Genomic DNA, 24,239 nt, shown 5'->3' on the forward strand with positions numbered 1-24,239 from the left:
GATTTTGCATAAACAATTGTACTTATTACATTTGCAGAGCTCGTTAATTTTACGGTTTTAAAAGCTTTCAGCGTCAAAAATTTAAATTAGTCATAATGCCCCTGGATTATGAAAATCCTACCACAAGCCTCAAAGCAAGTAAATAGGTAAAATAATTGAGAATGAAGTCAATAATTTGAGTCGTCTTTAGATTTTATTAAGATTTGAGGGGTCAAAATAGATCGAACATTTAAAACTAAATCGACTTTTAGATTGTTTTTGCTTATAAAACAAGCTGGAATTGCCCCGAAGACCGATCGACCCTCAAAAATAGATACAGATGCTCGATCACCCAATGGCATCCCACCAAACTCGATCGAACTCTGCTAGAATTAGTAAAACGAAGTCGTTATGAGTTTAAGTAAATAGCTATGACCAACGAAACCGTAGAAAACCTAGTAGTTATCGGCTCAGGGCCCGCAGGCTATACAGCAGCCATCTACGCCGGGAGGGCAAACCTGAAACCCGTAGTCTTTGAAGGCTACCAAGCCGGAGGCGTCCCCGGCGGTCAACTGATGACCACCACAGAAGTAGAAAACTTCCCCGGTTTCCCCGAAGGCATCACCGGGCCGGAACTCATGGATCGGATGAAAGCTCAAGCAGTGCGCTGGGGTGCAGAATTATACACAGAAGATGTAATTTCGGTGGATTTGAGCCAGCGTCCGTTTACAGTGCGATCGGAAGACAGAGAAATCAAAACCCACACGATAGTAATAGCTACAGGCGCGACGGCGAAAAGGCTGGGGCTGCCTAGCGAACACGTATTTTGGAGTCACGGGATTTCGGCCTGTGCGATTTGCGACGGCGCTACCCCAATTTTCAAAGGAGTAGACTTAGCTGTAATCGGCGCGGGCGATACAGCAGCGGAAGAATCTATTTATTTAACAAAATACGGCTCTCACGTACATATGCTGGTGCGGCGGGATCAAATGCGCGCCAGCAAAGCCATGCAAGACCGAGTGCTGAGCAACCCTAAAATTACCGTGCACTGGAACACCGAAGCAGTGGATATTTTGGGCGAACCGGGCGGCAAAATGGACGGGGTGAGAATTAGAAATATCGAGACCGGTGCCGAAAGCGATTTGCTGGTGAAAGGATTGTTTTACGCGATCGGTCACACTCCCAACACTCAACTATTCCAAGGTCAGCTAGAACTCGACGAAGTAGGCTATATCGTTACCAAACACGGTTCGGTAGAAACCAGCGTCGAGGGAGTTTACGCCGTCGGCGACGTACAAGACCACGAGTTTCGCCAAGCCATCACCGCCGCCGGTAGCGGTTGTATGGGGGCGATGCTGGCAGAAAGGTGGCTGTCGTCCAATGGTTTAGCTCAGGAATTCCGCCAAACCGAGGAATCCGAGCAACCCGTCGCAGCGCCGGAAGCTCAAAAAGTACGCAAAACCAGCGCGAACTTTGATATCCAAGACACGCGCCACGAAGGAGGTTATGCTTTGCGGAAGTTGTTCCACGATAGCGATCGACTGATTGTGGTCAAATATGCTTCTCCGAGTTGCGGGCCTTGCCACAGCCTCAAGCCGATTTTGAGCAAAGTAGTAGATGAGTTCGAGGGCAAAATCCACTACGTGGAAATTGACATCGAAGAAGATCCAGAAATTGCTGAAAATGCTGGCGTGATTGGTACGCCGACGATTCAGTATTTCAAAGACAAAGATTTGGTGGCTGAGCTCAAGGGAGTTAAGCCGAAAAGCCAGTACCGCGAGTTAATTGCCAGTAATTTGTAGAAAGGCAAATTAGCGAAGACTTTTTAACCGCAGATATCTGCGGATGAACACAGATAAACGCAGATAAGATTACATCTGCGTTTATCTGTGTTTATTCGCGGTTCAAAAGTCTTCTTATGGTTTTCGGTAAATATTGATATGCTGATGAAAACAAATCTGACGCACGAATTATCAATTATGGCTCAAAGCCGCCTCCGACTGCCGCGATTTCTCAACAACATAGCCTCACCGTCAAGCCTGTCAATGAAAATGATGTGGGCAGGTTTGACAATAACTGCCGTGTTTATATTGGTAGCCACCTTGTCTCCAGCTATGCAAGCTTGGGGATGGCTGCAAAATCCTACCGAGGCTTTGATTAACCCCATCCACGAACCGCCGTCGGCGAATTATTGGTTTGGTACTAGCCGCAGCGGCTACGATGTGTTTTCCCGCACGCTGTTTGCTTCTCGGGCGGCTTGGCAAGTGGTAATTTTAGCCACTGCTTTGAGTTTGTTTATCGGTGTGCCGCTGGGTTTGGTTAGCGGTTATTTGGGCGGTAAGCTCGATCGAGTGTTGTTATTTTTAATGGATACAATTTATACTTTGCCGGGGCTGCTACTTTCTTTGACGCTAGCGTTTGTAGTGGGAAAAGGAGTTTTGAATGCTGCGATCGCCCTGAGCATTTCCTACATCCCTCAATACTACCGCGTCGTCAGGAATCACACCGTCAGCGTCAAAACCGAATTGTTTGTCGAAGCCGCGCGAGCAATGGGTGCTGACACTTGGACAGTGCTTTCGCGCTACCTGTTTCTAAATGTGATTCAGAGCGTACCGGTGCTGTTTGCGCTCAACGCTGCCGATGCAATTTTAACATTAGGAGGTTTGGGATTTCTCGGATTAGGACTTCCCGAAGCAACTCCCGAATGGGGACACGACTTGCGTTTAGCTTTAGATGCGCTACCTACTGGCATTTGGTGGACGGCTTTGTTTCCCGGTTTGGCGATGACTTTAATGGTGGTGGGACTGTCTTTGGTGGGGGAAGGATTAAACGAGTTTGTTAACCCTCGCCTGCGGAATCAGCAGTAATCTGTCTCGCGGTTACATTAAGTTCGCAGTCAGGACTTTAGTGCTTATTCACAAATATAAAAAAAACTGAAGTCCTGACTAGAACAGGCGCTATAAAGAGATGGTAATCTCGGCCCGATTAATTACTAAATCTTTCTCTCAAGAAGGTGAATTATTTCTAGTAAACCTTCATTGGGTTGTCAATAGAAACACGGATCTGAATTTTTTCTTGATAGCTTCATTTTCTAAAGGTCAAGCCACATAATTTAAAGCCGACTAGAGGATAAAGCACGGCTCTGTGCTTTCTGATGACACGCTGTAAATAATAACAAAATTTTGAGCATAGCACTAGCGTCCTACCGTTCGATTGCTTTAAGTATCCTGGAGTTTAGGCTTTCTCTAACCATAGCAAGCACATCGCTAACTGGGTAAATTTTTATTCCTTGGCGGATTTATCATCTGCAGGCAGTTGCATCAACATCCGCTGGGAATTTTTTTGCGTCTGCTTGAAATTATCAAGACAATTCGGGAATGCTACCTAAAATTGATTGAGAGGCTTTATGGAATCTTCACACGGTCACGATATATTTAAAGGAATCGTGAAGTTATACTTCCGAGAGATGGCGAATTGTGTTGTTTGTGAGAACGTGCGATCGCGCAAGTGCGAACCGAAAGCCAAAAAAAATTAGAGAAATCCGCAGCCGAGAGTTGCGCGGCGGGTTAACTCTCAGTAGAATTTATCCTGGTGGTTTTTGCCATTGACGCGACAAACTCGTGTCGAACTGCTTAAATAAGAATGTGACGTTAAGAACTTAATGTGATTTAACGTGAAAATTAAACCCAATTTCTGAGATTTGAGCTAACTTAACAATGAAAGCCCCTGTTGCATTACTCAACCCGCAACGCTTCATTGGGGGTCAGAGTCGGTCTCTAATCCAGAGTTACCGACTTAAAACTAAAGCTACGAGCTTTATTCAATCGCAGATTGCGTATGATTCAATTCAGGGAAACAGGGTAATGATGGGTGTATCTACACGGATTGTATTGGTTCCAATTTGGGCAACTCAAAAATTGTCTGCTAACTGTCTGGCCAACTACGCCGCAGCCGTTCACCCAGATATACGCAGAAAACAGCGCCGTTTGATCGTGCCAAAGTTTTTGCGGGCCGTTCTCAGGATTTAGCAGAGCCGGACATGAGTTAGTATTGTCAAGCTAAGCTGACAGAGTTTCCTAGTTCTTGACCAACAATGGAAAACAACTTCCATTTTTTGTGAGAAAGGCTACAATCGGAAAGGTCTTTGCAAGATCCAATTCTCCCCGTTTGGTGCTTCAACCCTCTGCTGTTGCATTTGAGGCAGCAGACGGACATCCAAGGTGGCGAAAATTTCCCGTCCAACTGTCATGTCTGACAACCAGAGTGAAAGCAAGGCAAATCAAAAGTTCGACACCTCGAATACAAAAGTTAGACGGTTCCGTGCAGGAAAACTTGTACGGGTAAAAGCTCGAAGTACCGAGTAAAAAAGCCAGTATTTTTGGAAGTGCGATCGATCGTACTTCATGGTTTGCTTCTCTGGGGCAGGTATCGCAGATGATGTGGTAGCTCGCTCCGAAAGAAAAAGCCTCAAGCTCAATTCAAGGTCGGGATGTTAAAATCTGCGATCGATTGAATGCGCTGACTGCTTCAAACCAGAACTCGAACCGTAACTCATAAAACAGGTGCAGTTTCGGTAACAAATTCAGCTAGCAGACCAAAAATCCCACTATTTTTTCCTGCGGGAATGTCAATACTGGCTAACTTGTCTAAACTACAAACAGACACTATTCCACTGTTATTTATTCTTTAATTCAGGAGCATGAGGAAGACGGCATGATCCCAGCTAACACCGTACTCGAAACCACAATTACACCGGAAATGGAAACAATCGAGTTGCTTCGCAGCGCCGAAAGCGTTCTACCTGAGAGCGAGTTAGAACTCTTTATCGACGAAGAAGACGATCGAGAAGAATTCTTAGACTCTCAATCTGAGGAAGACCCTAAATCTGGCAAAGGCGCCAAAGCCCGCCGTCGGGCACAGGCAAAGAAAAAGCATTATACTGAAGACTCTATTCGTCTTTACCTGCAAGAAATCGGTCGGATTCGGCTGCTGCGAGCTGACGAAGAGATTGAACTAGCGCGCAAGATTGCAGATTTGCTGGAATTAGAGCGAGTTCGAGAACAACTGCTCGAAGAGTATAACCGCGAACCCAAAGACAGCGAATGGGCAAATGCTGTAGATATGGCACTTCCTGCATTCCGTCACCGACTCCACGTCGGCCGTCGGGCAAAGGAAAAAATGGTGCAATCAAACCTGCGTTTGGTGGTGTCGATCGCCAAAAAATATATGAATCGCGGTTTGTCTTTCCAAGATTTGATTCAGGAAGGCTCTTTGGGTCTGATCCGTGCCGCTGAAAAATTCGATCACGAAAAAGGCTACAAGTTTTCTACCTACGCAACTTGGTGGATACGTCAAGCCATCACCAGGGCAATCGCCGATCAATCGCGCACTATCCGCCTGCCGGTTCACCTTTACGAAACCATTTCGCGGATCAAGAAAACTACCAAACTCCTGTCTCAGGAAATGGGTCGCAAGCCGACGGAAGAAGAAATTGCTACCCGCATGGAGATGACGATCGAGAAGTTGCGGTTCATTGCTAAGTCCGCACAGTTGCCTATCTCTCTAGAAACTCCGATCGGTAAAGAGGAAGACTCACGTCTGGGAGACTTTATTGAATCTGACGGGGAAACGCCAGAAGATCAAGTCTCGAAAAACTTGCTCAGGGAAGACTTGGAAAGCGTTTTGGATACTCTCAGCCCCCGAGAACGGGATGTACTGCGGCTGCGTTACGGCTTAGATGACGGACGGATGAAGACCTTGGAGGAAATTGGTCAAATCTTTAACGTCACTCGTGAGCGAATTCGCCAAATCGAGGCTAAAGCCCTGCGGAAGTTGCGCCATCCTAACCGCAACAGCATCTTAAAAGAATATATCCGCTAGAGTAATTTGCTAGCATCACCCAAAAGAGTGATTCGCACTCTTTTTTTTGGGGGGGAGACCCCCCGCCCCGGTTTGAGTTATAGCGGTTAAATTTTGTGCTGCTAATAACCCAGAGCAAGTGGCTATTTGCTGCCGAAATCGGGTTGCAAAAATTTTGGGAGTCCGTTACGGAACTCCCAAGCTTTGCATTGTCACAAAATTCTTAACTAGAAAATTACATCAGACCCCAAAAGTGAAGCAGGCCTTGACCGGAAACCAATTCGATGATGACAGCGGCAGAGAAACCAATCATCGCCAAACGACCGTTCCAATTTTCGGCTCCTTCGCTGAAGCCCCAGTTCCAAGCGTTGCGTTTTTGTTCTTGCATAGTGCGAACTCCTTTCGTTAACTTGTTTAAGGCTTATGTGAATAAATATAACATTCCTTGATCAAAATACAAGCTTGTGATTAGTGATATCGGTCATCAACGTCGATCGACCTTGATGATTTTACCTAACAGGAAAAATAGCCAACTCGGTATCAGGGTCGAACAAGTGAATTTTGTCATGGGCGATTGCCAGCCAAAGCTCCTCGCCAACTCGGATCGATCGCTCAGGCGGAACCCGCACTTGCATCCGCACCGCCGGAGCATCCGTCAAACAAACCCCCAAATAAGTTTCGTGTCCCAAAGCCTCTACAATTTCCACTTGTACCGAAAGATTTTTGGTAGCCGGAGGGTTAATGCTCAGATGTTCCGGCCGAATGCCCAAAATTAGCCCTCGCCCGTCATATTGTTGTAGACTTTTTGCCCAAATATCGGGTAAAGTAAAGCGAAATTGCGGGTGAGAAATCAACAGCGGAGCACTAAATTCCACCGCCAAAAAATTCATCGGCGGAGAACCGATAAACTCAGCAACAAACAAATTAGCCGGCTTGTTGTAAAGCTCTAGAGGTCGAGCTACTTGTTGAATCTGGCCGACCTTCATAATAGCAATCCGATCGCCCATAGTCATGGCCTCAGTTTGGTCGTGAGTCACATAAATAGTTGTAGTTCCCAACTGTCGCTGCAACTGCACAATTTGCGATCGAGTTTCCGCCCTCAATTTCGCATCAAGATTCGATAGCGGTTCGTCCATCAAAAACACTTCAGGATTTCTAGCCATAGCCCTACCCAAAGCTACCCGCTGCTTTTGCCCTCCCGAAAGTTGTTTTGGCAAGCGATTTAAAAGAGATTCTATTTGCAATAATTCAGCTACCTCTCGCACTCGTTTTCCTACCGCCTTTTCCCGTTCCGACAAATAGCGCAAACCCGGAGGCAACTTGCGAGTCGCTCCTCCTAAAAAGTCCTCAAACAAAGGATAACTTAGAGGATTTTTAAAATAATTAGAAGCTAAATCATTAATAACCTCTTCTACCTTATTCCTAATTTTTTCTATCTTCTGGAGGCGTCCTTCTTCTCCTTGTATCTTCCCCCTTCCTTCTTCTTTCTTCCCTCTTCCTTCTTCCTTCTTTCTTCTTCCTTCTTCTTTCTCCCTTTCCGAGCGGCGCAATCCAAAGGCGAGATTATCGTAAACTGTTAAGTGAGGATAGAGAGCATAATTTTGAAATACCATAGCGATATCTCGGTCTTTAGGAGGCAAATCGTTAACCAGCCGATCGCCAACCCAAATATTACCGGCCGTCAAAACTTCCAAACCAGCGATCGATCGCAGCAAAGTGCTTTTTCCGCAGCCAGAAGGCCCCACCAGCACCATGAATTCCCCGTCTTCGACCGTCAGGTTAATGCGCCGCAAAACGCTGTTAGACGAAGGGCAATCGGCTAGAGGCGAGACACTTTCTGCGACGGTGTTTGCTTCTTTTTCCTGTTCTCCTTGGCGGAGCGGAAAACTTTTGTAAATATTTTCTAATACAACTTGCGCCATTAAACAATTTTAGATTTTAGATTTTAGATTTTAGATTGGGCATGGGGCATTGGGCATTGGTAATTGAGATATTCAAGGAAGGAGGAAGTTCGGTAACGAGCAGTGTAAAGGATTTAAATGATTTAACGGAGGGATGTTGAAGTCAGAAGTCAGATGGAAAAAGTCAGATTAATTCCCCAATGCCCCATGCCCAATGCCCCATGCCCAATGCCCCATGCCCCATGCCCATGACTAATGACTATTGACTGCTGATAACTTTGATGATTCTTTCACCCGGATTGAGGTCAAAAACTCGATCGCCCGCCGCATCTTTCCCCCAAAAAGCTATAGCATCAATAGCCGATCGCAGCAGGCGGCCAGAATTAGTAAAAAGTTTAACATCCGTACCCGGAACAGCCTGCAGCAAGCCAACTAAAGCATCTTTCGGCTCTGAGAAACGAAAAGCTTGAGTGCCAATTTCGCCCCGGTTAGTAAGTCTGACAGAACCTGCGGGCATTCGTTTTGCCCAACCCAACTCGGAAAATAGCACCAGACTGTCGTTCGCGTCCAGAGTGATGCAACCCACCAACTCTTCCTGCTTCCGCAACCTGGTTACTTGAGATCCCTGGGCCGCGCGGCCCATTGGCGGCAGTTGTTCATCATCAATCTCAAACCGGAGGACTCGGCCTCCTGAAGTTGCGATCGCCACTTGCTCGCCGACTTTAGCCAGACTCGCACAGCGCAGCCGATCGTCCTCCTTGAGTTTAACAACAGTAACGCCACGATTAGTCAAATCAGCAAATTCCTGCATCGGCAAGCGCTTAATTTTCCCTTGCTGAGTCAGAGTTACTAAATCTGCCGCCTCCGAATTTTCCGGCAAAATAAAGTGTGCAACTGTGATTTCCGACAAAGCGCGACCGGCACTATCTTTAGTAGCACTCGGCGACAACAAACTAACGATCGGCGTTCCCCGGTCTTTGGCGCTACTACTAGGAATATCGGCCACTTTCAGCGGGTAAGCTTTGCCGTTAGGAGTTAAGACGACCAAAGTGCGATCTGTTTTCGTCAGATTTGCCGTCACAATAAAATCTTCATTTTTTTCTAAAGCTGAAACCGATTTTTCGCGACTTTTCGAGCGTGGCTTTTCCCCAGTCGGCAAGCGTCGCACGTACTGCTTGTGCGAAAATTCAACAATAGTTTCCTCTGCCTCTACAACGGGCAATAAGTTAGGCTGAATCGTTGCAGGCGACAACTGCTTCACCGCAGAATTTTTCTTACCCGAAAATTGTGGTTCGGCGTTTGCTGCGCGTCCGGTTCCATTGGCGAATTTAGTGCGGCGGGGGTCAGCGTACTTGCGTTTTAGCGAGCGAAATTCCTTCTTTAAAGCCTTCAAAAGTTCGCGCCTGTCGCTCAACAACCGCTGCAATTCTTGAATATTCGCCATCAACTCATCAAACTCAGACTGCAAATTTTGCCTTTCCAAACCAGTCAGCCTCCGCATAGGCATCGCCAAAATCGCATCAGCTTGACTTTCGCTCAAATTGAGGCGAACTTGCAAAGTTTGCTTAGCAGTAGAGCCGTCAGGAGAATTTCTGAGAATGTCGATCGCGGTATCGAGATTTGTCAAAGCCAACATTAAGCCTTGGACAATATGACAGCGACGTTCAGCAGCTTGCAACTCGTAATTGTAGCGGCGGGTAAGAGTCACTTCCCGGAAATCCAGAAATTCCTGTAACAATTGTCTCAGGGTCAACTGTCGCGGTTGACCGTTGACAATTGCCAGCAAAATCGCCCCAAAATTTGTTTGCAGGTCAGTTTGTTGGTAAAGGCGAGCGAGAACCGCTTCTGGGGTAAATTCCCGCTTGAGTTCAATCACCACTCGAATCCCTTCGCGATCGCTCTCGTCACGCAAATCAGAAATACCGTCGAGGCGGCCAGCATTGACCAACTCCGCCACCTTTTCAATCCAAGCCGCCTTATTTACCTGAAACGGAAACTCCGTCACCACGATCGCCGTTTTAGTACGCACCTTGCGATTACCTGGCACTTCTTCCACCCCGGCCACACCCCTGACCGCAATGCTGCCTCGACCCTTAGTGTAGGCGTCAACAATGCCCTCTGTAGCGACGATTTCCCCTCCCGTTGGAAAATCCGGGCCCGGAATCAGTTCTATCAACTTCTCGTCGGATAGTTCCGGGTTTTCAATCAAAGCAATTAAACCGTCTACCACCTCCCCCAAATTGTGCGGCGGGATATTAGTTGCCATCCCCACAGCAATGCCCGTACAGCCGTTGAGTAACAGAAACGGCAACTGAGCAGGCAGTGCCGTCGGTTCCTGCTGCGAATTGTCAAAGTTACCAGTAAAATCAACAGTTGCCTCGCCGACTTGGGTTAGCATAGCTTCGTGGGCGATCGGTGCTAGCCTCGTTTCCGTATAGCGCATAGCAGCCGCCGGATCATTGTCCACCGAACCGAAATTGCCGTGACCCGCCAGTAAAGGATAGCGGCTTGAAAACTCCTGAACCATGCGTACCAGAGCGTCGTAAACCGATTGGTCGCCGTGGGGGTGATATTTTCCCAAAACATCTCCAACTACCCGGGCGCACTTACGGTAAGGTCGGTCTGGCGTCAGACCGAGTTCGTGCATCGCATATAAAATTCGACGGTGAACTGGTTTTAAACCGTCGCGGACATCAGGCAAAGCTCGCCCGACGATCACACTCATGGCATATTCGAGGTACGATTGCTGCATCTCGGCGTGCAGAGGCGTAGAAATTACTTGCCCGGAAAGTAGGTTGAGTTGTTTAGCCATGAGTCCTTGTGTCCGTTAATTCCTGAGTGAAAACAGCCTCTGTCAATAATGCCGAGGTTCCCTGTCTCGATTTAAAAGCCTTTGCAGCAGGCGAACCGAAAGTTCGATTCAACCGCCCAGTTGAAGAATAAAAATAAACTTAACTTGTGAAAGCAGAATCAGAGTCCCGAAGATGGGCAAAACTTGCCTCTTACTCTCCACTCTTACCCTAACCTCTATGTTGCCTTCATTTGCGCCTACCTGTCTATTTACCTTCTGCCGTGAGAAGGTTGATTCACAGGAGAACACGGAATGCCAGAAACTCAGAACGTAGTGAGGCTGTAGCTCTTCCTAGGAAAGCATCACGAGGGACTTGAGTCCCCGTCAATCTATGATAGAATTTAATTGCAATTAGGAATAACCTTCTACACGAAGAAATAGTTTATTCAGGAGAAACCCCAGATTGATCTCGTCTCAGTACAGTCGTAGCGTGGATCAAGCAGCAATGGTAGACGATCGAGCTTACCGTATTGTGGCAAGCGTGATGGACTCCGAAAGTATTAAAAAAGAAAAGTAAGCCCCATTGGAATACCTCTGGTACTGGTACTTGTTCTGATCGTGTAGAGGCGACTGGACTATGAGTGAACCCCCAGTTTTGGGCTTATTCAACAATAGAGCGTTGCCATGACTCGCTGAGAGTGTCAAAAATGCCGATATTGATGAATTATCAGTCAAAAGCTCTCCTGGCGATCTCTCCTAGTCTGACATCCCATTGATGAACGGAAGCGTCGATATTTTAAGCTGTTTTGAGGGGTTAAAACAGAGAATTAAGAATCTCCAACAATCCCCACCAATCCCCGCTAGATTCGCTACTCCGAATGCTGTGGCGACGGGAGTACGTGAATAAACATGGCTTGATTCTAATGAGGAAGAAGGAAAATAATTATCACACATTCCCGACTCTAATCCCAGTTCAAAAAATAATGCAACTGTAGGCCCGTGATCCAAACTGATATCCAGTCAATCAGTTCCCATCTAAAATCTAAAATCTAAAATCTAAAATCTAAAATCTAAAATCTAAAATGGTAGAAGCCGGAGGCTTTACCCAAAGAGGGGATATTATAAGTCCAGGACGCACGGGTAGTCAGAAACCCGGTTTTTTCATAGCAATAGTTCGTTATAGCCGGCCGAAAGGAGCAAAAACCGGGTTGCGAGGTGCCGTCCCTGCGTCCTGGATTGTACTAGAAACCTGCTACCTGAGAATCTTGAGACTCTCACCAGTGTCAGGTCTAGTTATAAAAAACAACTAAACTGTCTGTGTGTAGTAGTCTAAATGATGGTACTGGATGCTTCTAGGCATCTGTAAACCCTCTCACAGCTAGTGGCTCAAGGATATACATACGGGTTTTGCAGGGTTCCCGGCTGATGGCGCTAAAAACTCTGCATTTTTGACGGGGAATGTAGTCCCCGTCTCGTGTTCCTCTTTGGACTAAAGTCACAAAGTTTCTATACTTCCCATATTTATTTATGAAAACCGTTCTGATTGTAGAGGACGATTTGGTTAATGCTCGGGTTTTTTCCAAAATTCTGACTAAGCGGGGGGGCTTAGCCGTGAAGCACACGGAAAATGTTGAAGAGGTGATGCAGATTGCGGCCAACGGCGAAGCTGATTTGATTTTAATGGATGTGTCTCTTTCCCGCAGCGTCTACCAAGGCAAATCTGTTGACGGCATTAAGATTACTCAACTGCTCAAAGCTGACCCGCAAACGGCATCGCTGCCGATTATTTTGGTGACTGCTCACGCGATGGCTGGTGATAAAGAAACATTTCTGGATCAAAGCGGTGCCGACGGTTACATCTCTAAACCTGTGGTAGACCATCAAGAGTTTGTTAATCAAATCAAGGCTTTGCTGCCTGAGTGAGTGAACCATACATGAAGAAGGAAGAAGGAAGAAGGAAAAAGGAAGAAGGAAGAAAGAATTGTTTGTTTGAACCAACAAACAATTAAAACTCTAGAATTACAAAGTTTGCTTAAACTCTGAATCTTCCTTCTTCCTTCTTCCTTTCGATGTCAAGAAAGCACAATGCTATGAGTTCGGACTTGTAATTTGTGAGGAAAAATTTGAGCTTTTTATGACGAGTGACATCGGAGTGTGCGTTGCGGCGAGGAACCAAAGTATCCTCAGCGAGCGCAACGCTGTTCACTCATTCATGCAATCTCAAAACTATGATTAGTCTTCATCCTCATCGAAGTCAAAACCGATATCATCATCATCATCGTCAACATCCGGTCCCAAGGCATCATCCTCAGTCTCAGCGACAAAATCGTCCTCATCAACCTCAACTTCTTCAAAATCCTCATCAGGCTCAAGATCAGACGGGCGCCCGATCTCAAAACCGCTCTCGATCGTATAAGCGCGACGCGCAGAACGGTCATCAAGCACCACATCCTCCTGCAAATCGTGGATGTCGTCATCAAACACAGCACCATCAAAACCCGCATCCTGCACCCCAGCATCCTCATAGGCATTGAAGCCAGTACCCGCAGGAATCAGACGGCCGATAATCACATTTTCCTTGAGCCCGCGCAGCCAGTCAGACTTACCTTCGATCGCAGCCTCAGTCAACACCCGCGTAGTCTCCTGGAACGAAGCAGCAGAAATAAAGCTATCAGTATTCAGCGAAGCCTTAGTAATCCCCAGCAACACCGGAGTATAATCCGCCGGCGCCCCACCAGTAATTGACATCGCCTCATTCACCTGCTCAACCTGCCGCAATTCTACCAACTCACCGGGGAGCATAGTAGTATCGCCCCCATCCTCCATCCTGACTTTGTTGGTCATCTGGCGCACAATCACCTCGATGTGCTTGTCGGAAATATCCACGCCCTGAGACTGATAAACCGACTGCACCTCATTCACCAAAAACGTCTGCACCTGTTGGAAACTCTCCAAAGCAGCCTCAAAAGTAGACTGCCGCTCCTTGAGCACGTGGAAGAACACCTCCAGAATTTCGTGAGGGTTAGCAGGCCCGTCGGTCAAAGCTTCGGCGACGCCTACCCGCTGTCCGTCGGAAACGATCGGGTTTTGACCAGGCAACAAAGGATACTCCTCAATCCGGCCATCATCCTCAATCACCGCCAGTTCCACAACATCGTCATCCGTAACCACACGAGCCGTCCCCGGCCGCTTGGCTAAAATACAAGCTTCCTTCGGCTTCCGCCCTTCAAGAAGTTCCTCAATCCGTGGCAAACCTTGAATGATATCCCCAGTCTTTGCGCGCTCAAACACCAGAATCACCAAATTGTCACCCCGCTGCACCAAGTCGCCATCGTCTACGTGCAGCACCGCACCGGCCGAAACCCGGTAAGGACGCGCCACTCTGAGCAAGAGTTTCGCTGGTTCTGTCTCCGACGCAGGTACAACCTTCACAACTTGGCCGGACTCTTCGAGAACAACCCCCGGAGCTATTTCAGTACCAGCCACCAGCAGTTGACCCGGACTCACATCCGGCGTACCTGCCACAGAGATCGAAATAGAATCCGCATCTCGCATCACCAACAGTCGGCGCACTGGTTCGCCATGCCCCTCACGGATGCCTCGAACGATACCCGCTTCTTTGCAGAGAATCTCTGTGCGGGCGACTACTGCCCCAGGCGCGATCGACTGCCCATCTTCGACCAACAGCCGGGTGTGGGTGCTGCCTTGAGTCGGATCGGCAGACACGTCCCGCCGAATCACCAGCGATTCCAAAATCACTAACTGCAAGCGGAAAGTCTTGGAAGCTGGGGGGGCCCCATCAGCCACAGCCATCGCCAACTCTTGCGACTCCGTACCGTCTTCAGCCGATCCCCAAGCCGGGCCCGAACCGTCTGCCCCAAAAGCCATAGCATCATCCTCATCCGGCAGCAGCTCGATATCCGCCGCCAGTTGCGGAGCTCCAGAACCAATTTCCAAAATAAGCTGAGTCCGTAGCAGTTCCAATCCCTCGACAGATTTGACGCGCTCTCCATCCTTATAAGGAAGTCGCTGCACCGCTTTCAAAGAGATGGACTCATTGAGCGCCGTTTGAGAAGGCACAGGTGGCTTGTCAGGCACCGGAAACTCCACCACAGGCCGCAGCAGCAAAGCCGGGCCTTCGGGAGTTTCGATATACTCTGCATAGCCCAACTCTTCGGCAACCAAGCCAGGGAAAATTTCTTGACCGGCGTTGACGATTTGACCTTCCCCAAATGTTAGCGGCGGGCGGTCAACTACATGGAGTGTGCCCGGTTTGATCACAATTTCCCGGAGGATGTCATTTTTCTGAGTGATTTCCACTGCCCCGCTGGTTTGGCAGAAAATATCCTTAACGACTTCTGTACCGGCCTCAACGTACTGGCCGTCTTCTACCAGCAGCAGAGAAATATCCTTATTGACCTCATGGCACTCTTCCGGTATCCAGAGCAGAGTGCCGCCTTTGACCACTTCGTAGCCAAGTTTAGCTTTGCCGCGTTTGTGGACTTCCACGCCGCCGTACTTGACAATGCCCCCTGTAGCTGTGCGGTAGCTGTCGTCGAGCAGTTCGGCGACGACTTCCCCGTTGATCACTTTGCTCCCAGGAGCCGTCTTCAGGGAAAACCGCTGCTTAGAAGATGTTTCGATCGTGTAGTGGTCGCGGCCGCCTGCACTTTCAGCCCGCACGACTGCTTGGTCGAGCAGGACTTGGGCGGTGATAATTTCGATTTCTCTGGGGTCAGCGATGCGGACTACGCCACCGTGTTCGGAGACGAGTTTAGTTTCGGCAATCACGCTTTCGGCCGGAATGCGATCGCCATTTTTCACTGCCGGTTCGGCGCCTGGGGGCAAGTTGTAGACCTCTCCTGAGAGAATCCAAATCAGCCCGCCTTTGCTGGCTGTGCGGGTGGTGTTCCCTTGGCGGTCGGTTTTTTCTTCAGGCACCAAATCAGCAAATTTGGCTTCTCCGGCTAAGTCGGAAGCCACGTCTGTAGTCACTTTTTCCGTAGTTTTGCGGGCGGCGCGACCGAGGATCGGCACTTCTGCCAAAACTTGACCGGGAATGGCGCGCTGTCCGTCTTTGACCATCAGAGTAGAACCCTGGACGATCGCCAATTCGATTTTCAGTTTTTGATTTTTAGCGCCGGATTTCCCTTCTTCAAATCCGTCGCCCTCAAATACAAGTTTGCCGTTGTTTTCTGCCACCAGTGCTTCTTCGCCGTGTCTGGTGCGGAAGGAACGAGTACGCAAGTTCTTGAATTTCACTACGCCCGGGAAGGGTGCGCGTTCCTGTTTCGCGACTTCTCCGGTGAATACGCCGCCGGTGTGGAAGGTACGCATGGTGAGCTGGGTTCCCGGTTCCCCGATCGACTGAGCTGCAATAATCCCGATCGCTTCTCCCATGTCCACCATTTTCAAGTGGGCGAGACTCCAGCCGTAGCAGTGCTGACAAACTGATCGGGTAGATTCACAAGTCAGGGGCGATCGTAAATACACCTCTGCCACCCCAGCGTTACCAATTTCCGTCGCCAACTCCTCGGTAATTGGCTGATTTCGGACGGCTTTTTCGCTGCCGTAAGACACGATTTCCCCGGTTTTGGGGTGCACCACATCTTTGGCGAACACCCGCCCTAGCAGCCTGTCCTTGAGGGGAATCAGCACTGTTGCTCCGTCCGTCATCGGCCGTACTCGAATTCCCCGCTGAGTGCCGCAGTCCACTTCCCGCACAATTACGTCTTGGGACACGTCCACCAAACGGCGAGTCAAATAGCCAGAGTCTGCCGTCCGCAAAGCTGTATCTACCAAGCCTTTGCGCGCGCCGTAGGAAGAGATGATGTATTCGGTGACGGTGAGTCCTTCGCGGAAGTTGGTTTTAATGGGCAAGTCGATGATTTCGCCTTGGGGGTCAGCCATCAATCCGCGCATTCCGACTAGCTGCCGCACTTGAGAAATGTTTCCCCGCGCCCCGGAGAATGCCATCATGTAGACCGAGTTTAGGGGGTCTGTGGCTCGGAAGTTTTTGACTACTTCGTCTTTAAGGTCTTCTGAGGTGCTGTTCCAGGTATCGATTACTTTTTGGAAGCGTTCGACTTCGGTGATTTCACCTCTGGTGTATTTTTGTTCGGTGATGCGGATTTCTTCTTCGGCTGCATCGAGGAGCGATCGTTTTGACGGGGGCACTTGTAAATCGTCTACGCTAATCGAAACTCCCGCTCGTGTCGCAAAGCGGAAACCCAAGTCTTTGAGTTTATCGGCCATTTGCGCTGTACGGGCCGTTCCGTAGTGCATGAAAGACCAAGAGATTAATTTTTTGAGCTGACCTTTGTCAACAACTCGATTGCGAAAAACAATTTCCTTATTTTCTGTCATTTTTCTGAGTAGTGGTAATTGGTAACTTTTACTGCCGTTCGACTTCGGCTCCCCTGAGCGAAGCCCAAGGTTTCAGAACGTAGCCGAAGTATTGATAATTGGTAAGTGGTAAGTGGTAATTGATAAGTACAGCGGCGGGAAAAAACAACGAGGCTTGTGTAGGGGCTGGTTTAGCGTATAAGGAACCGAGCTAAGCTAGGAGATGAATGCACTCACCTGCCCTTCCCATAATAAAGTTTATTTGCACCTACCTACTTAATTGGTAATTGGTAACTTTTACTGCCCTTAGACTTTGCTCAGTCACCACGTCGCTGAAGTATTTGTAAGAAGTAATGGGTGAATTTTCCGGTTTCAATCACTATTATTTGTTAGCGATTATTTCTCAGTTATTACCCATTACCTCTTACCCATTACCTCTTACCCCTTACTCCTTTCTAATTGTTAATTACCGATTCAATGGTTTGGTGATAGATAATCCGGCCCGGAGTAGTGCGAATGAACTGATTGAGTACCTTGCCCTCTCCGTCTTCCCGAACCCGGCGGAACTTGTATTCTTTCGTCACGATACCGTCGGTAGAGCGTTCCACCTTCAGGGGCTCTCCCTCTGATTCTGCGTTTTCTATAGCGCCTTGAAACCTCACCCACACATAAGAGTGCAAGTCAACGATTCCTTGTTCGTAAGCTACAACCGCGTCGGTAAGGTTGGAAAAATAGTGACCGGCTCCTTTTTGAGCGTCAGGATTTTCGGCTGTCAAGTAATAGCAACCGAGCACCATATCTTGAGAAGGAGTAACGATCGGTCTTCCGGTTGCCGGCGACATAATGTTGTTAGAAGCCAGCATCAGCAAGCGCGCTTCCGCCTGAGATTCCAGAGACAAAGGAACGTGCACGGCCATTTGGTCGCCGTCAAAGTCAGCGTTAAAAGCCGGACAGACTAGCGGGTGAAGTTGAATCGCCCTCCCGTCCACCAAAATCGGCTCAAAGGCTTGAATCCCCAAACGGTGGAGGGTCGGCGCGCGGTTTAGCATTACCGGGTGTCCTTCAATCACCTCCTGAAGCACGTCCCAAACACTGGGATCGTTGCGCTGGATCAGTTTTTTGGCAGCTTTGATGTTATTGACCAATCCTTGGCGGATCAGACGGTGGATGACGAAAGGCTGGAAAAGTTCGATCGCCATTTCCCTCGGCAAACCGCACTGATGAATTTTCAGTTTCGGCCCCACCACAATCACCGAACGCCCGGAGTAATCAACCCGTTTCCCCAGCAAGTTTTGCCGGAAGCGACCTTGTTTCCCTTCAATGATGTCCGACAGCGACTTCAGCGGGCGGTTGTTTGCCCCCACCACTGTCCGGCCCCGGCGACCGTTGTCAATCAGCGCATCCACGGCTTCTTGCAGCATCCGCTTTTCGTTGCGGATGATAATCTCCGGCGCCAGAATTTCTTGGAGTCTCGCCAAGCGGTTGTTGCGGTTGATTACTCTCCGGTAAAGGTCGTTGAGGTCGCTCGTTGCAAAACGCCCGCCGTCTAGCTGTACCATCGGCCGCAAGTCGGGGGGAATCACCGGAATCACATTGAGCACCATCCAATCGGGTTGAGATCCCGTAGCGATGAAGTTGTCAATTACCCGCAAGCGTTTAATTAACTTCGCCCGTTTTTGACCTTTAGCATTGGCAATATCTTCCCGCAACTTTTCCGCTTCACTTTCTAGGGGAATATTTTGCAGCAAAACTTGCAAAGCTTCAGCACCAATCCCCACTTCTACACCTGTGAGTGTGGAATCTTCGCTGTAAAGTTCGTCTTCTATTTCCAACCAAGCATCTTCCGTGAGCAATTGCTTGTATTGCAGTTTTTCGGCATTACCGGGATTGAGAACAACATAGGCATTGAAATAGACGATTTGTTCGACATCTCGCAGCGGCATATCTAACAGAATTGCCATGTAACTCGGAATGCCTTTGAGATACCAAACATGAGCTACTGGAGCTGCTAATTTGATAAATCCCATCCGATGCCGGCGGACGCGAGATTCAGTGACTTCTACACCGCATCTTTCGCAAACAATGCCTCTATGGCGAACTCGTTTGTACTTTCCACAATGACATTCCCAATCTTTTGCAGGACCAAAAATGCGCTCGCAAAACAAGCCATCCATTTCAGGTTTTAACGTCCTATAATTAATTGTTTCTGGTTTTGTCACCTCGCCAGTTATCTGACCGTTGGGTAAAGTTCTCTCTCCCCACTGTCGAATTCTTTCTGGTGAAGCTAACCCGATCTTGACGTAATCAAAGCGTTGTTCTATTTTAGCCATTCTTGACTCCAATTGATAATTTACAGTCGATTATTTGTGGTTGTTTATCTTTTTTGTTGGCTTGTTTTACGGCTTAAATCAATGTTATACTCCTCTATATGTGACCTGATTTTTAATATCAGAGATGACACTTGACGATACTCCAAAGTCATCAGCGATTTTAGAGATTGATTCTCTAGCTCTAATTCTTTTTCGTACCTCAAGAGCTTGCTCGAAAGTCAATTTGCGATCGAGATATCCACCCCTGCGAGGAACTGGAACCTCTTCGCCTGCTTTTTTCCAAGTGACGTGATACTTAATATCGTGTATGGTTTTGCGACCGACACTGTATTCCTGTGCTACATCCTTCATCCTCTCTCCTGCTGCTAGCTTTTGTCGAATTTCTCGCACCTTTTCCCAATCTAATTTGGCATTGGAAAGAGGATGACTTTTGCCTTGAGTGCGTCCTTTCTTAGAAGCATCTAACAAATTTTGAGTGCGAGTACCAGCCCAAAGGTGTTCTGGATTGATGCAACTGGGATTGTCGCAGGTATGACAAGCATCCATCGAAGTCGGAAGTTCATATCCTAATTTCTCGGCTAAAACAGCACGGGTAACTGATTTTAATTTCCCATTTTTCCAGTATCTGCCATAACCTTGGCCATCCTTTCCACCTTGGAAAATGATGCAGCCGCTGTCTTGAATTTCTCCTAAAAAATTGGGTGAAACTGTAGTGAAGTTATCGGGAATATTGGTCTGAAGTATCTTAGTAATAGTTTCATGTTGTACTCCATACTCTTTTGCTAGGTGGTTCTTGATGGTTCCAGATAAATATTTAGTCTGAATTTCCCGTAGTTGTGCGATCGACAATATGCCAATACCGGGAATACTTTTGCGTCTGGGAGTTTTGCGAGCCCGCCCAATCATCTGCCCGGTATTCTCAGCAGCAGTACCTACTACCAGATGTGCCGGGTTGATGCAGCTTCGATTGTCGCAGGTATGGCAACCAAAATAACCGGAACCGAGGAACCCTGCTATTTTCGATTCGAGGACTAAACGGTGGACTAATACTGTTTTGCCATCGATCCACTTGCGCCCGTAACCGTTGCCAAACTTGCTCCCTTGCCAATTAATACAGCCCGTCGCCCGGTCAACTTCTCCTTGAATTCCTGGGACAACTGTTACAATATTCATGTTCAGCGTCTCTCCTGTTTAGAGCGTTGATTCGCCTCAACAGTGTTCGTACCACTGCTGAGGCATTTTAATTTGAGATTGTCGATTAAAGATTAAAGAATTGAATCCAATCAAAAAATCTTTAATCTTTAATCTTGAATGCCTAATCCTCGTCAAGTTCGTCACGAGAAAGCGATTCGTAAGTAGGCCGGGAGGGCGATCGCTTGCCCCCAGCATCTGCCATCAAATCCACCTCAACGTGCTCGCTGCCCTCGTCGGACGTATTCACCTTGTGCACGGCAATATCCAAGCACAAAGACTGCAACTCCCGCATCAGCACCTTGAAAGATTCCGGCGTACCGGGGCGCGGAATAGCTTTGCCTTTGACGATCGCATTCAGCGCTTCATTCCGTCCTTGCATATCGTCCGACTTGACAGTCAGCAACTCTTGCAAAGTATAAGCTGCACCGAACGCTTCCAGAGCCCAGACTTCCATTTCTCCGAACCGCTGACCCCCCTGCTGCGCTTTGCCGCCCAAAGGCTGCTGCGTTACCAGCGAGTAAGGGCCTGTGCTACGGGCGTGGATCTTATCGTCTACCAAGTGAACCAGCTTCAGCATATAGGCGATGCCGACTGTGATGGGGCGATCAAACGGTTCCCCAGTTCGGCCATCGTAGACAATCGTCTTGCCGGGGTGCTTTTCATTAAACACCCAAGGCTTGCCGGTTTTTTCCCTGGCTTCCTGCAGCTTGCCGTGTACGGTTTCCCGCGACTTTTCAGCGCCGTGCATTTCATCAAAAGGCACCATCTTGAACCGCATCGACAGATTTTCGCCGGCCCATCCCAGCAAGCACTCAAAAATCTGACCCACGTTCATCCGCGACGGCACGCCCAATGGGTTTAGCACTATGTCAACGGGAGTCCCGTCGGGCAAATAAGGCATATCCTCCATCGGCAGAATCCGGGACACAATACCCTTATTCCCGTGGCGCCCGGCCATTTTGTCGCCGACTTGAATCTTCCGCTTTTGAGCTACATAGACGCGGACGACCATGTTGGCGCCGGGCGGCAGTTCGTCGCCCTGTTCACGAGTAAACACCCGCACATCCACCACGCGACCTTTTTCGCCGTTAGGGACGCGGAGGGAATTGTCGCGCACGTCGCGGGCTTTTTCGCCGAAGATTGCCCTCAGCAGTTTTTCTTCCGGCGGTTGGTCGGATTCGCCTTTGGGGGTGACTTTGCCGACTAGGATGTCGCTGGCTTCTACCCAGGCACCTTTGCGGATAATTCCTTGTTCGTCTAGCTGGCGCAGCGCGTCTTCGCCGACGTTAGGAATTTCGCGAGTGATTTCTTCTGGGCCGAGTTTGGTTTGGCGGGCTTCGATTTCGTATTTTTCAATGTGGATCGAAGTGTAGACATCTTCGTACACCAAACGCTCGCTAATTAGCATCGCGTCTTCGTAGTTGTAGCCTTCCCAAGGCATATAAGCTACGAGGATATTGTGACCCAGAGCGAGTTCTGCCCCTTCGGTGGAGGAACCGTCAGCGAGAACTTGACCTGCTACGACTCGATCGCCCTCATAAATCAGCGGACGCTGGTTTAAACAAGTATCTTGGTTAGAACGCTGATATTTTTGCAGTTCGTGTTCGATGCAGCCAGCATATTTTTGCTTCCAAACCGAGGGCTGTTTGACTTTGAGATCGTCGTATTCCTTAATCAGGAAATGTTCTTCGCTGGAATTCGATTCGGCATCTACAGCCAGGGGTTTGACAATAATCCGGGTAGCGTCGATGTAAATCACCTCGCCGTCAATCCGGGAAACCACAACCATCCCCGAATCTCGCGCCGCCTGAGCTTCCAATCCCGTACCGACTAGCGGCCGTTCTGGTTTCAGTAGCGGCACAGCTTGCCGCTGCATATTCGATCCCATCAGAGCTCGGTTGGCGTCGTCGTGTTCCAAGAACGGAATCAGCGATGTCGCTACGGAGACGATTTGCACGGGCGAAATCGCCATGTAGTCCACCTGCATCGGCGTGGTGGTAGTAAATTCTTGGCGGTAGCGGACGGCTACGGTTTCGCCCAAGAGGTTGTTGTTTTCGTCGAGGCTGATGTCTCCGGGGGCGACGCGCAAATCGTCTTCTTCGTCGGCTGTCATGTAAACAGGCGCTTTGTCGCGCAGCACCCGTCCTTTTTCTACTGGATAAAAAGGAGTTTCGATGAAGCCGTAGGGGTTGACGCGGGCGTGGGTTGCCAAGGAACCGATCAGACCGGCGTTAGGGCCTTCTGGTGTTTCGATCGGGCAAATCCGGCCGTAGTGGGACGGGTGAATGTCCCGCACTGCAAACCCGGCGCGTTCCCGAGTCAGACCTCCTGGGCCCAAGGCGGAAAGCCGACGTTTGTGAGTCAGTTCTGCCAGAGGGTTGGTTTGATCCATGAACTGCGATAGCTGGGAGGAACCGAAGAATTCCTTGATTGCTGCTACCAGCGGTTTGGGGTTGACCAGAGAAGCGGGGCTGAGGGAGTCGGCATCCGAGACGGTCATTCTTTCGCGGATAATCCGCTCTAAGCGGTTGAGTCCGACGCGCACTTGGTTTTGCAGCAGTTCTCCGACACTGCGGACGCGACGGTTGCCTAAGTGATCGATGTCGTCGGTGGACCCGATGTCGAATTCGAGGTTAATTAAGTAGTCTATCGCCGTCAAGATATCTTGCGATGTCAGCACCCGCATTGTGTCGGGGACTGTCAAGCGCAATTTTTTATTGAGTTTGTAGCGGCCGACTCTGCCCAAGTCGTAGCGTTTGGGGTCGAAGAAGCGGGAGTGGAGGAGCTGTTCGCCCCCGGCTACGGTGGGGGGTTCGCCGGGACGGAGTTTGCGGTAGAGCTCCATCAAAGCTTCTTCTTCGCCGAATTGTCCTTCTTTCTCGATCGTTTTTTGGAAGTATTCCGGGTGGCGCAGGGAGTCGTAGATTTCGCCGTCTGTGAGTCCCAATGCTTTGAGTAGCACCTGGGCCGATAGTTTGCGGGTTTTGTCGATTCTGACCCAGACTAAATCGTTTTTGTCTGTTTCAAATTTCAGCCATGCGCCTCGGTTAGGGATGAGGGAGGCGTTATAGGAACGGCGACCGTTTTTGTCGGTTTCCGATTTGTAGTAGACGCCTGGGGAACGCACGATTTGGTTGACAATCACCCGTTCCGCGCCGTTGATGATGAAAGTGCCGCGCTCGGTCATCAAGGGCAAATCGCCGATGAAGACTTCTTGTTCTTTGATTTCCCCTGTTTCTTTGTTAATCAGGCGGGTGGGTACGTACATTTGCACCGAGTAGGTGCTGTCCCTGCGCTTGGCTTCGTCCACGTCGTATTTCGGGCGCTTGAGTTTGAAGTCTTTGCCCATGAAGTGGAGTTCCAGCTTTCCCGTGTAGTCTGTAATCGGGGAGAAGCTGTCGAGTTCTTCGATCAGTCCGGCTTCTAGGAACCAGCGAAAACTTGCCCGCTGGATTTCGATTAAATCGGGCAAGGTGAAGGCGAATTCTGTGTAATCTTTAGTGGTCATGGGGGTCCTTTTTCCGCAGTGGCTCTAGCTTTTTACATGGCGCCAAGGCTGGGCTTTTTTACCTTGTTGCGTTTTTTTGATTGATTGTGTGAGAGAATTTATATGATGTTTTCGATCGCCTACCAACTGCTGCAACGGTTATTTTTGCGGGTTGCTCGCAGTATTTTTGTGCGGATTTTAGTTTCGATCGAGATGCTTTTATCTCTGATCTCGTGGTATCCCAGGGTGAATTCCCTACACTTTTGACTCCTAAAATTGACTTGACAGCTATTGCCAAATTGCTGAGGTTCCAAGTTTCTTCTGATGTGTAAGTTTGAGTGTGTAAGTTTGAG

General features: G+C 48.8%; 14 protein-coding genes. 7 read left to right on the forward strand and 7 right to left on the reverse strand.

Annotated elements, in window-relative coordinates; genetic code table 11:
- Positions 1–410 precede the first annotated feature (410 nt).
- The 5 genes from trxB to rpoD all read left to right on the forward strand — a co-directional run bounded on the left by trxB (position 411) and on the right by rpoD (position 5,859).
- On the forward strand, positions 411–1,781 hold the full coding sequence (gene trxB / locus QUA10_RS11155) for a thioredoxin-disulfide reductase (RefSeq protein WP_333082835.1): 1,371 nt from the start codon (positions 411–413) through the stop codon (positions 1,779–1,781).
- Between the two features lie 177 nt (positions 1,782–1,958).
- Positions 1,959–2,846 carry an ABC transporter permease gene (locus tag QUA10_RS11160; protein WP_333041561.1) on the forward strand — a complete coding sequence of 296 codons (888 nt, stop codon included), beginning with the start codon at positions 1,959–1,961 and terminating at the stop codon, positions 2,844–2,846.
- Between the two features lie 539 nt (positions 2,847–3,385).
- The gene (locus QUA10_RS11165) at positions 3,386–3,514 is read left to right on the forward strand and encodes a hypothetical protein (RefSeq protein WP_333082834.1); all 129 of its coding nucleotides are present in this window, start codon (positions 3,386–3,388) and stop codon (positions 3,512–3,514) included.
- Between the two features lie 328 nt (positions 3,515–3,842).
- Positions 3,843–4,007, forward strand: coding sequence for a hypothetical protein (locus QUA10_RS11170; RefSeq protein ID WP_242728775.1), 165 nt, complete (start codon positions 3,843–3,845; stop codon positions 4,005–4,007).
- 685 nt (positions 4,008–4,692) lie between these two features.
- Positions 4,693–5,859 carry an RNA polymerase sigma factor RpoD gene (gene rpoD / locus QUA10_RS11175; RefSeq protein ID WP_190660470.1) on the forward strand — a complete coding sequence of 389 codons (1,167 nt, stop codon included), beginning with the start codon at positions 4,693–4,695 and terminating at the stop codon, positions 5,857–5,859.
- Between the two features lie 214 nt (positions 5,860–6,073).
- On the opposite strand, the gene QUA10_RS11180 is transcribed toward rpoD, so the two are convergent.
- The 3 genes from QUA10_RS11180 to QUA10_RS11190 all read right to left on the reverse strand — a co-directional run bounded on the left by QUA10_RS11180 (position 6,074) and on the right by QUA10_RS11190 (position 10,551).
- Positions 6,074–6,226 carry a chlorophyll A-B binding protein gene (locus tag QUA10_RS11180; RefSeq protein ID WP_172186457.1) on the reverse strand — a complete coding sequence of 51 codons (153 nt, stop codon included), beginning with the start codon at positions 6,224–6,226 and terminating at the stop codon, positions 6,074–6,076.
- Between the two features lie 121 nt (positions 6,227–6,347).
- On the reverse strand, positions 6,348–7,760 hold the full coding sequence (locus QUA10_RS11185) for an ATP-binding cassette domain-containing protein (protein WP_333082833.1): 1,413 nt from the start codon (positions 7,758–7,760) through the stop codon (positions 6,348–6,350).
- A gap of 238 nt (positions 7,761–7,998) precedes the next feature.
- Complete coding sequence (locus QUA10_RS11190) at positions 7,999–10,551, reverse strand: DNA topoisomerase (ATP-hydrolyzing) (protein WP_333082832.1); 2,553 nt, start codon at positions 10,549–10,551, stop codon at positions 7,999–8,001.
- Positions 10,552–12,057: 1,506 nt separating this feature from the next.
- Here QUA10_RS11190 and QUA10_RS11195 point away from each other — a divergent pair.
- The gene (locus tag QUA10_RS11195) at positions 12,058–12,453 is read left to right on the forward strand and encodes a response regulator (protein WP_333082831.1); all 396 of its coding nucleotides are present in this window, start codon (positions 12,058–12,060) and stop codon (positions 12,451–12,453) included.
- A gap of 309 nt (positions 12,454–12,762) precedes the next feature.
- Here QUA10_RS11195 and QUA10_RS11200 read toward each other — a convergent pair whose 3' ends face one another.
- From QUA10_RS11200 to rpoB, 4 genes are all read right to left on the reverse strand, one after another.
- A complete protein-coding gene (locus QUA10_RS11200; protein WP_333082830.1) occupies positions 12,763–16,896 on the reverse strand; it encodes a DNA-directed RNA polymerase subunit beta'' in 4,134 nt (1,377 codons plus the stop codon).
- 434 nt (positions 16,897–17,330) lie between these two features.
- Positions 17,331–19,205 carry a DNA-directed RNA polymerase subunit gamma gene (locus tag QUA10_RS11205; protein WP_333082829.1) on the reverse strand — a complete coding sequence of 625 codons (1,875 nt, stop codon included), beginning with the start codon at positions 19,203–19,205 and terminating at the stop codon, positions 17,331–17,333.
- An 84-nt stretch (positions 19,206–19,289) separates the two neighbouring features.
- Positions 19,290–20,378 (reverse strand): HNH endonuclease, encoded by a 1,089-nt coding sequence (locus QUA10_RS11210; RefSeq protein WP_333082828.1) that lies wholly within the window; start codon positions 20,376–20,378, stop codon positions 19,290–19,292.
- A gap of 142 nt (positions 20,379–20,520) precedes the next feature.
- Positions 20,521–23,907 (reverse strand): DNA-directed RNA polymerase subunit beta, encoded by a 3,387-nt coding sequence (gene rpoB / locus QUA10_RS11215; protein WP_333082827.1) that lies wholly within the window; start codon positions 23,905–23,907, stop codon positions 20,521–20,523.
- Between the two features lie 102 nt (positions 23,908–24,009).
- Here rpoB and QUA10_RS11220 point away from each other — a divergent pair, with 102 nt between their 5' ends.
- Entirely contained in the window at positions 24,010–24,153 is a 144-nt protein-coding gene (locus tag QUA10_RS11220) for a hypothetical protein (RefSeq protein ID WP_333082826.1), read from the forward strand.
- Positions 24,154–24,239: the final 86 nt, after the last annotated feature.

Origin of the sequence: Microcoleus sp. Pol8_D6 (assembly GCF_036700965.1) — a bacterium.
In the GTDB taxonomy this organism is placed as follows: Bacteria; Cyanobacteriota; Cyanobacteriia; order Cyanobacteriales; family Microcoleaceae; genus Microcoleus.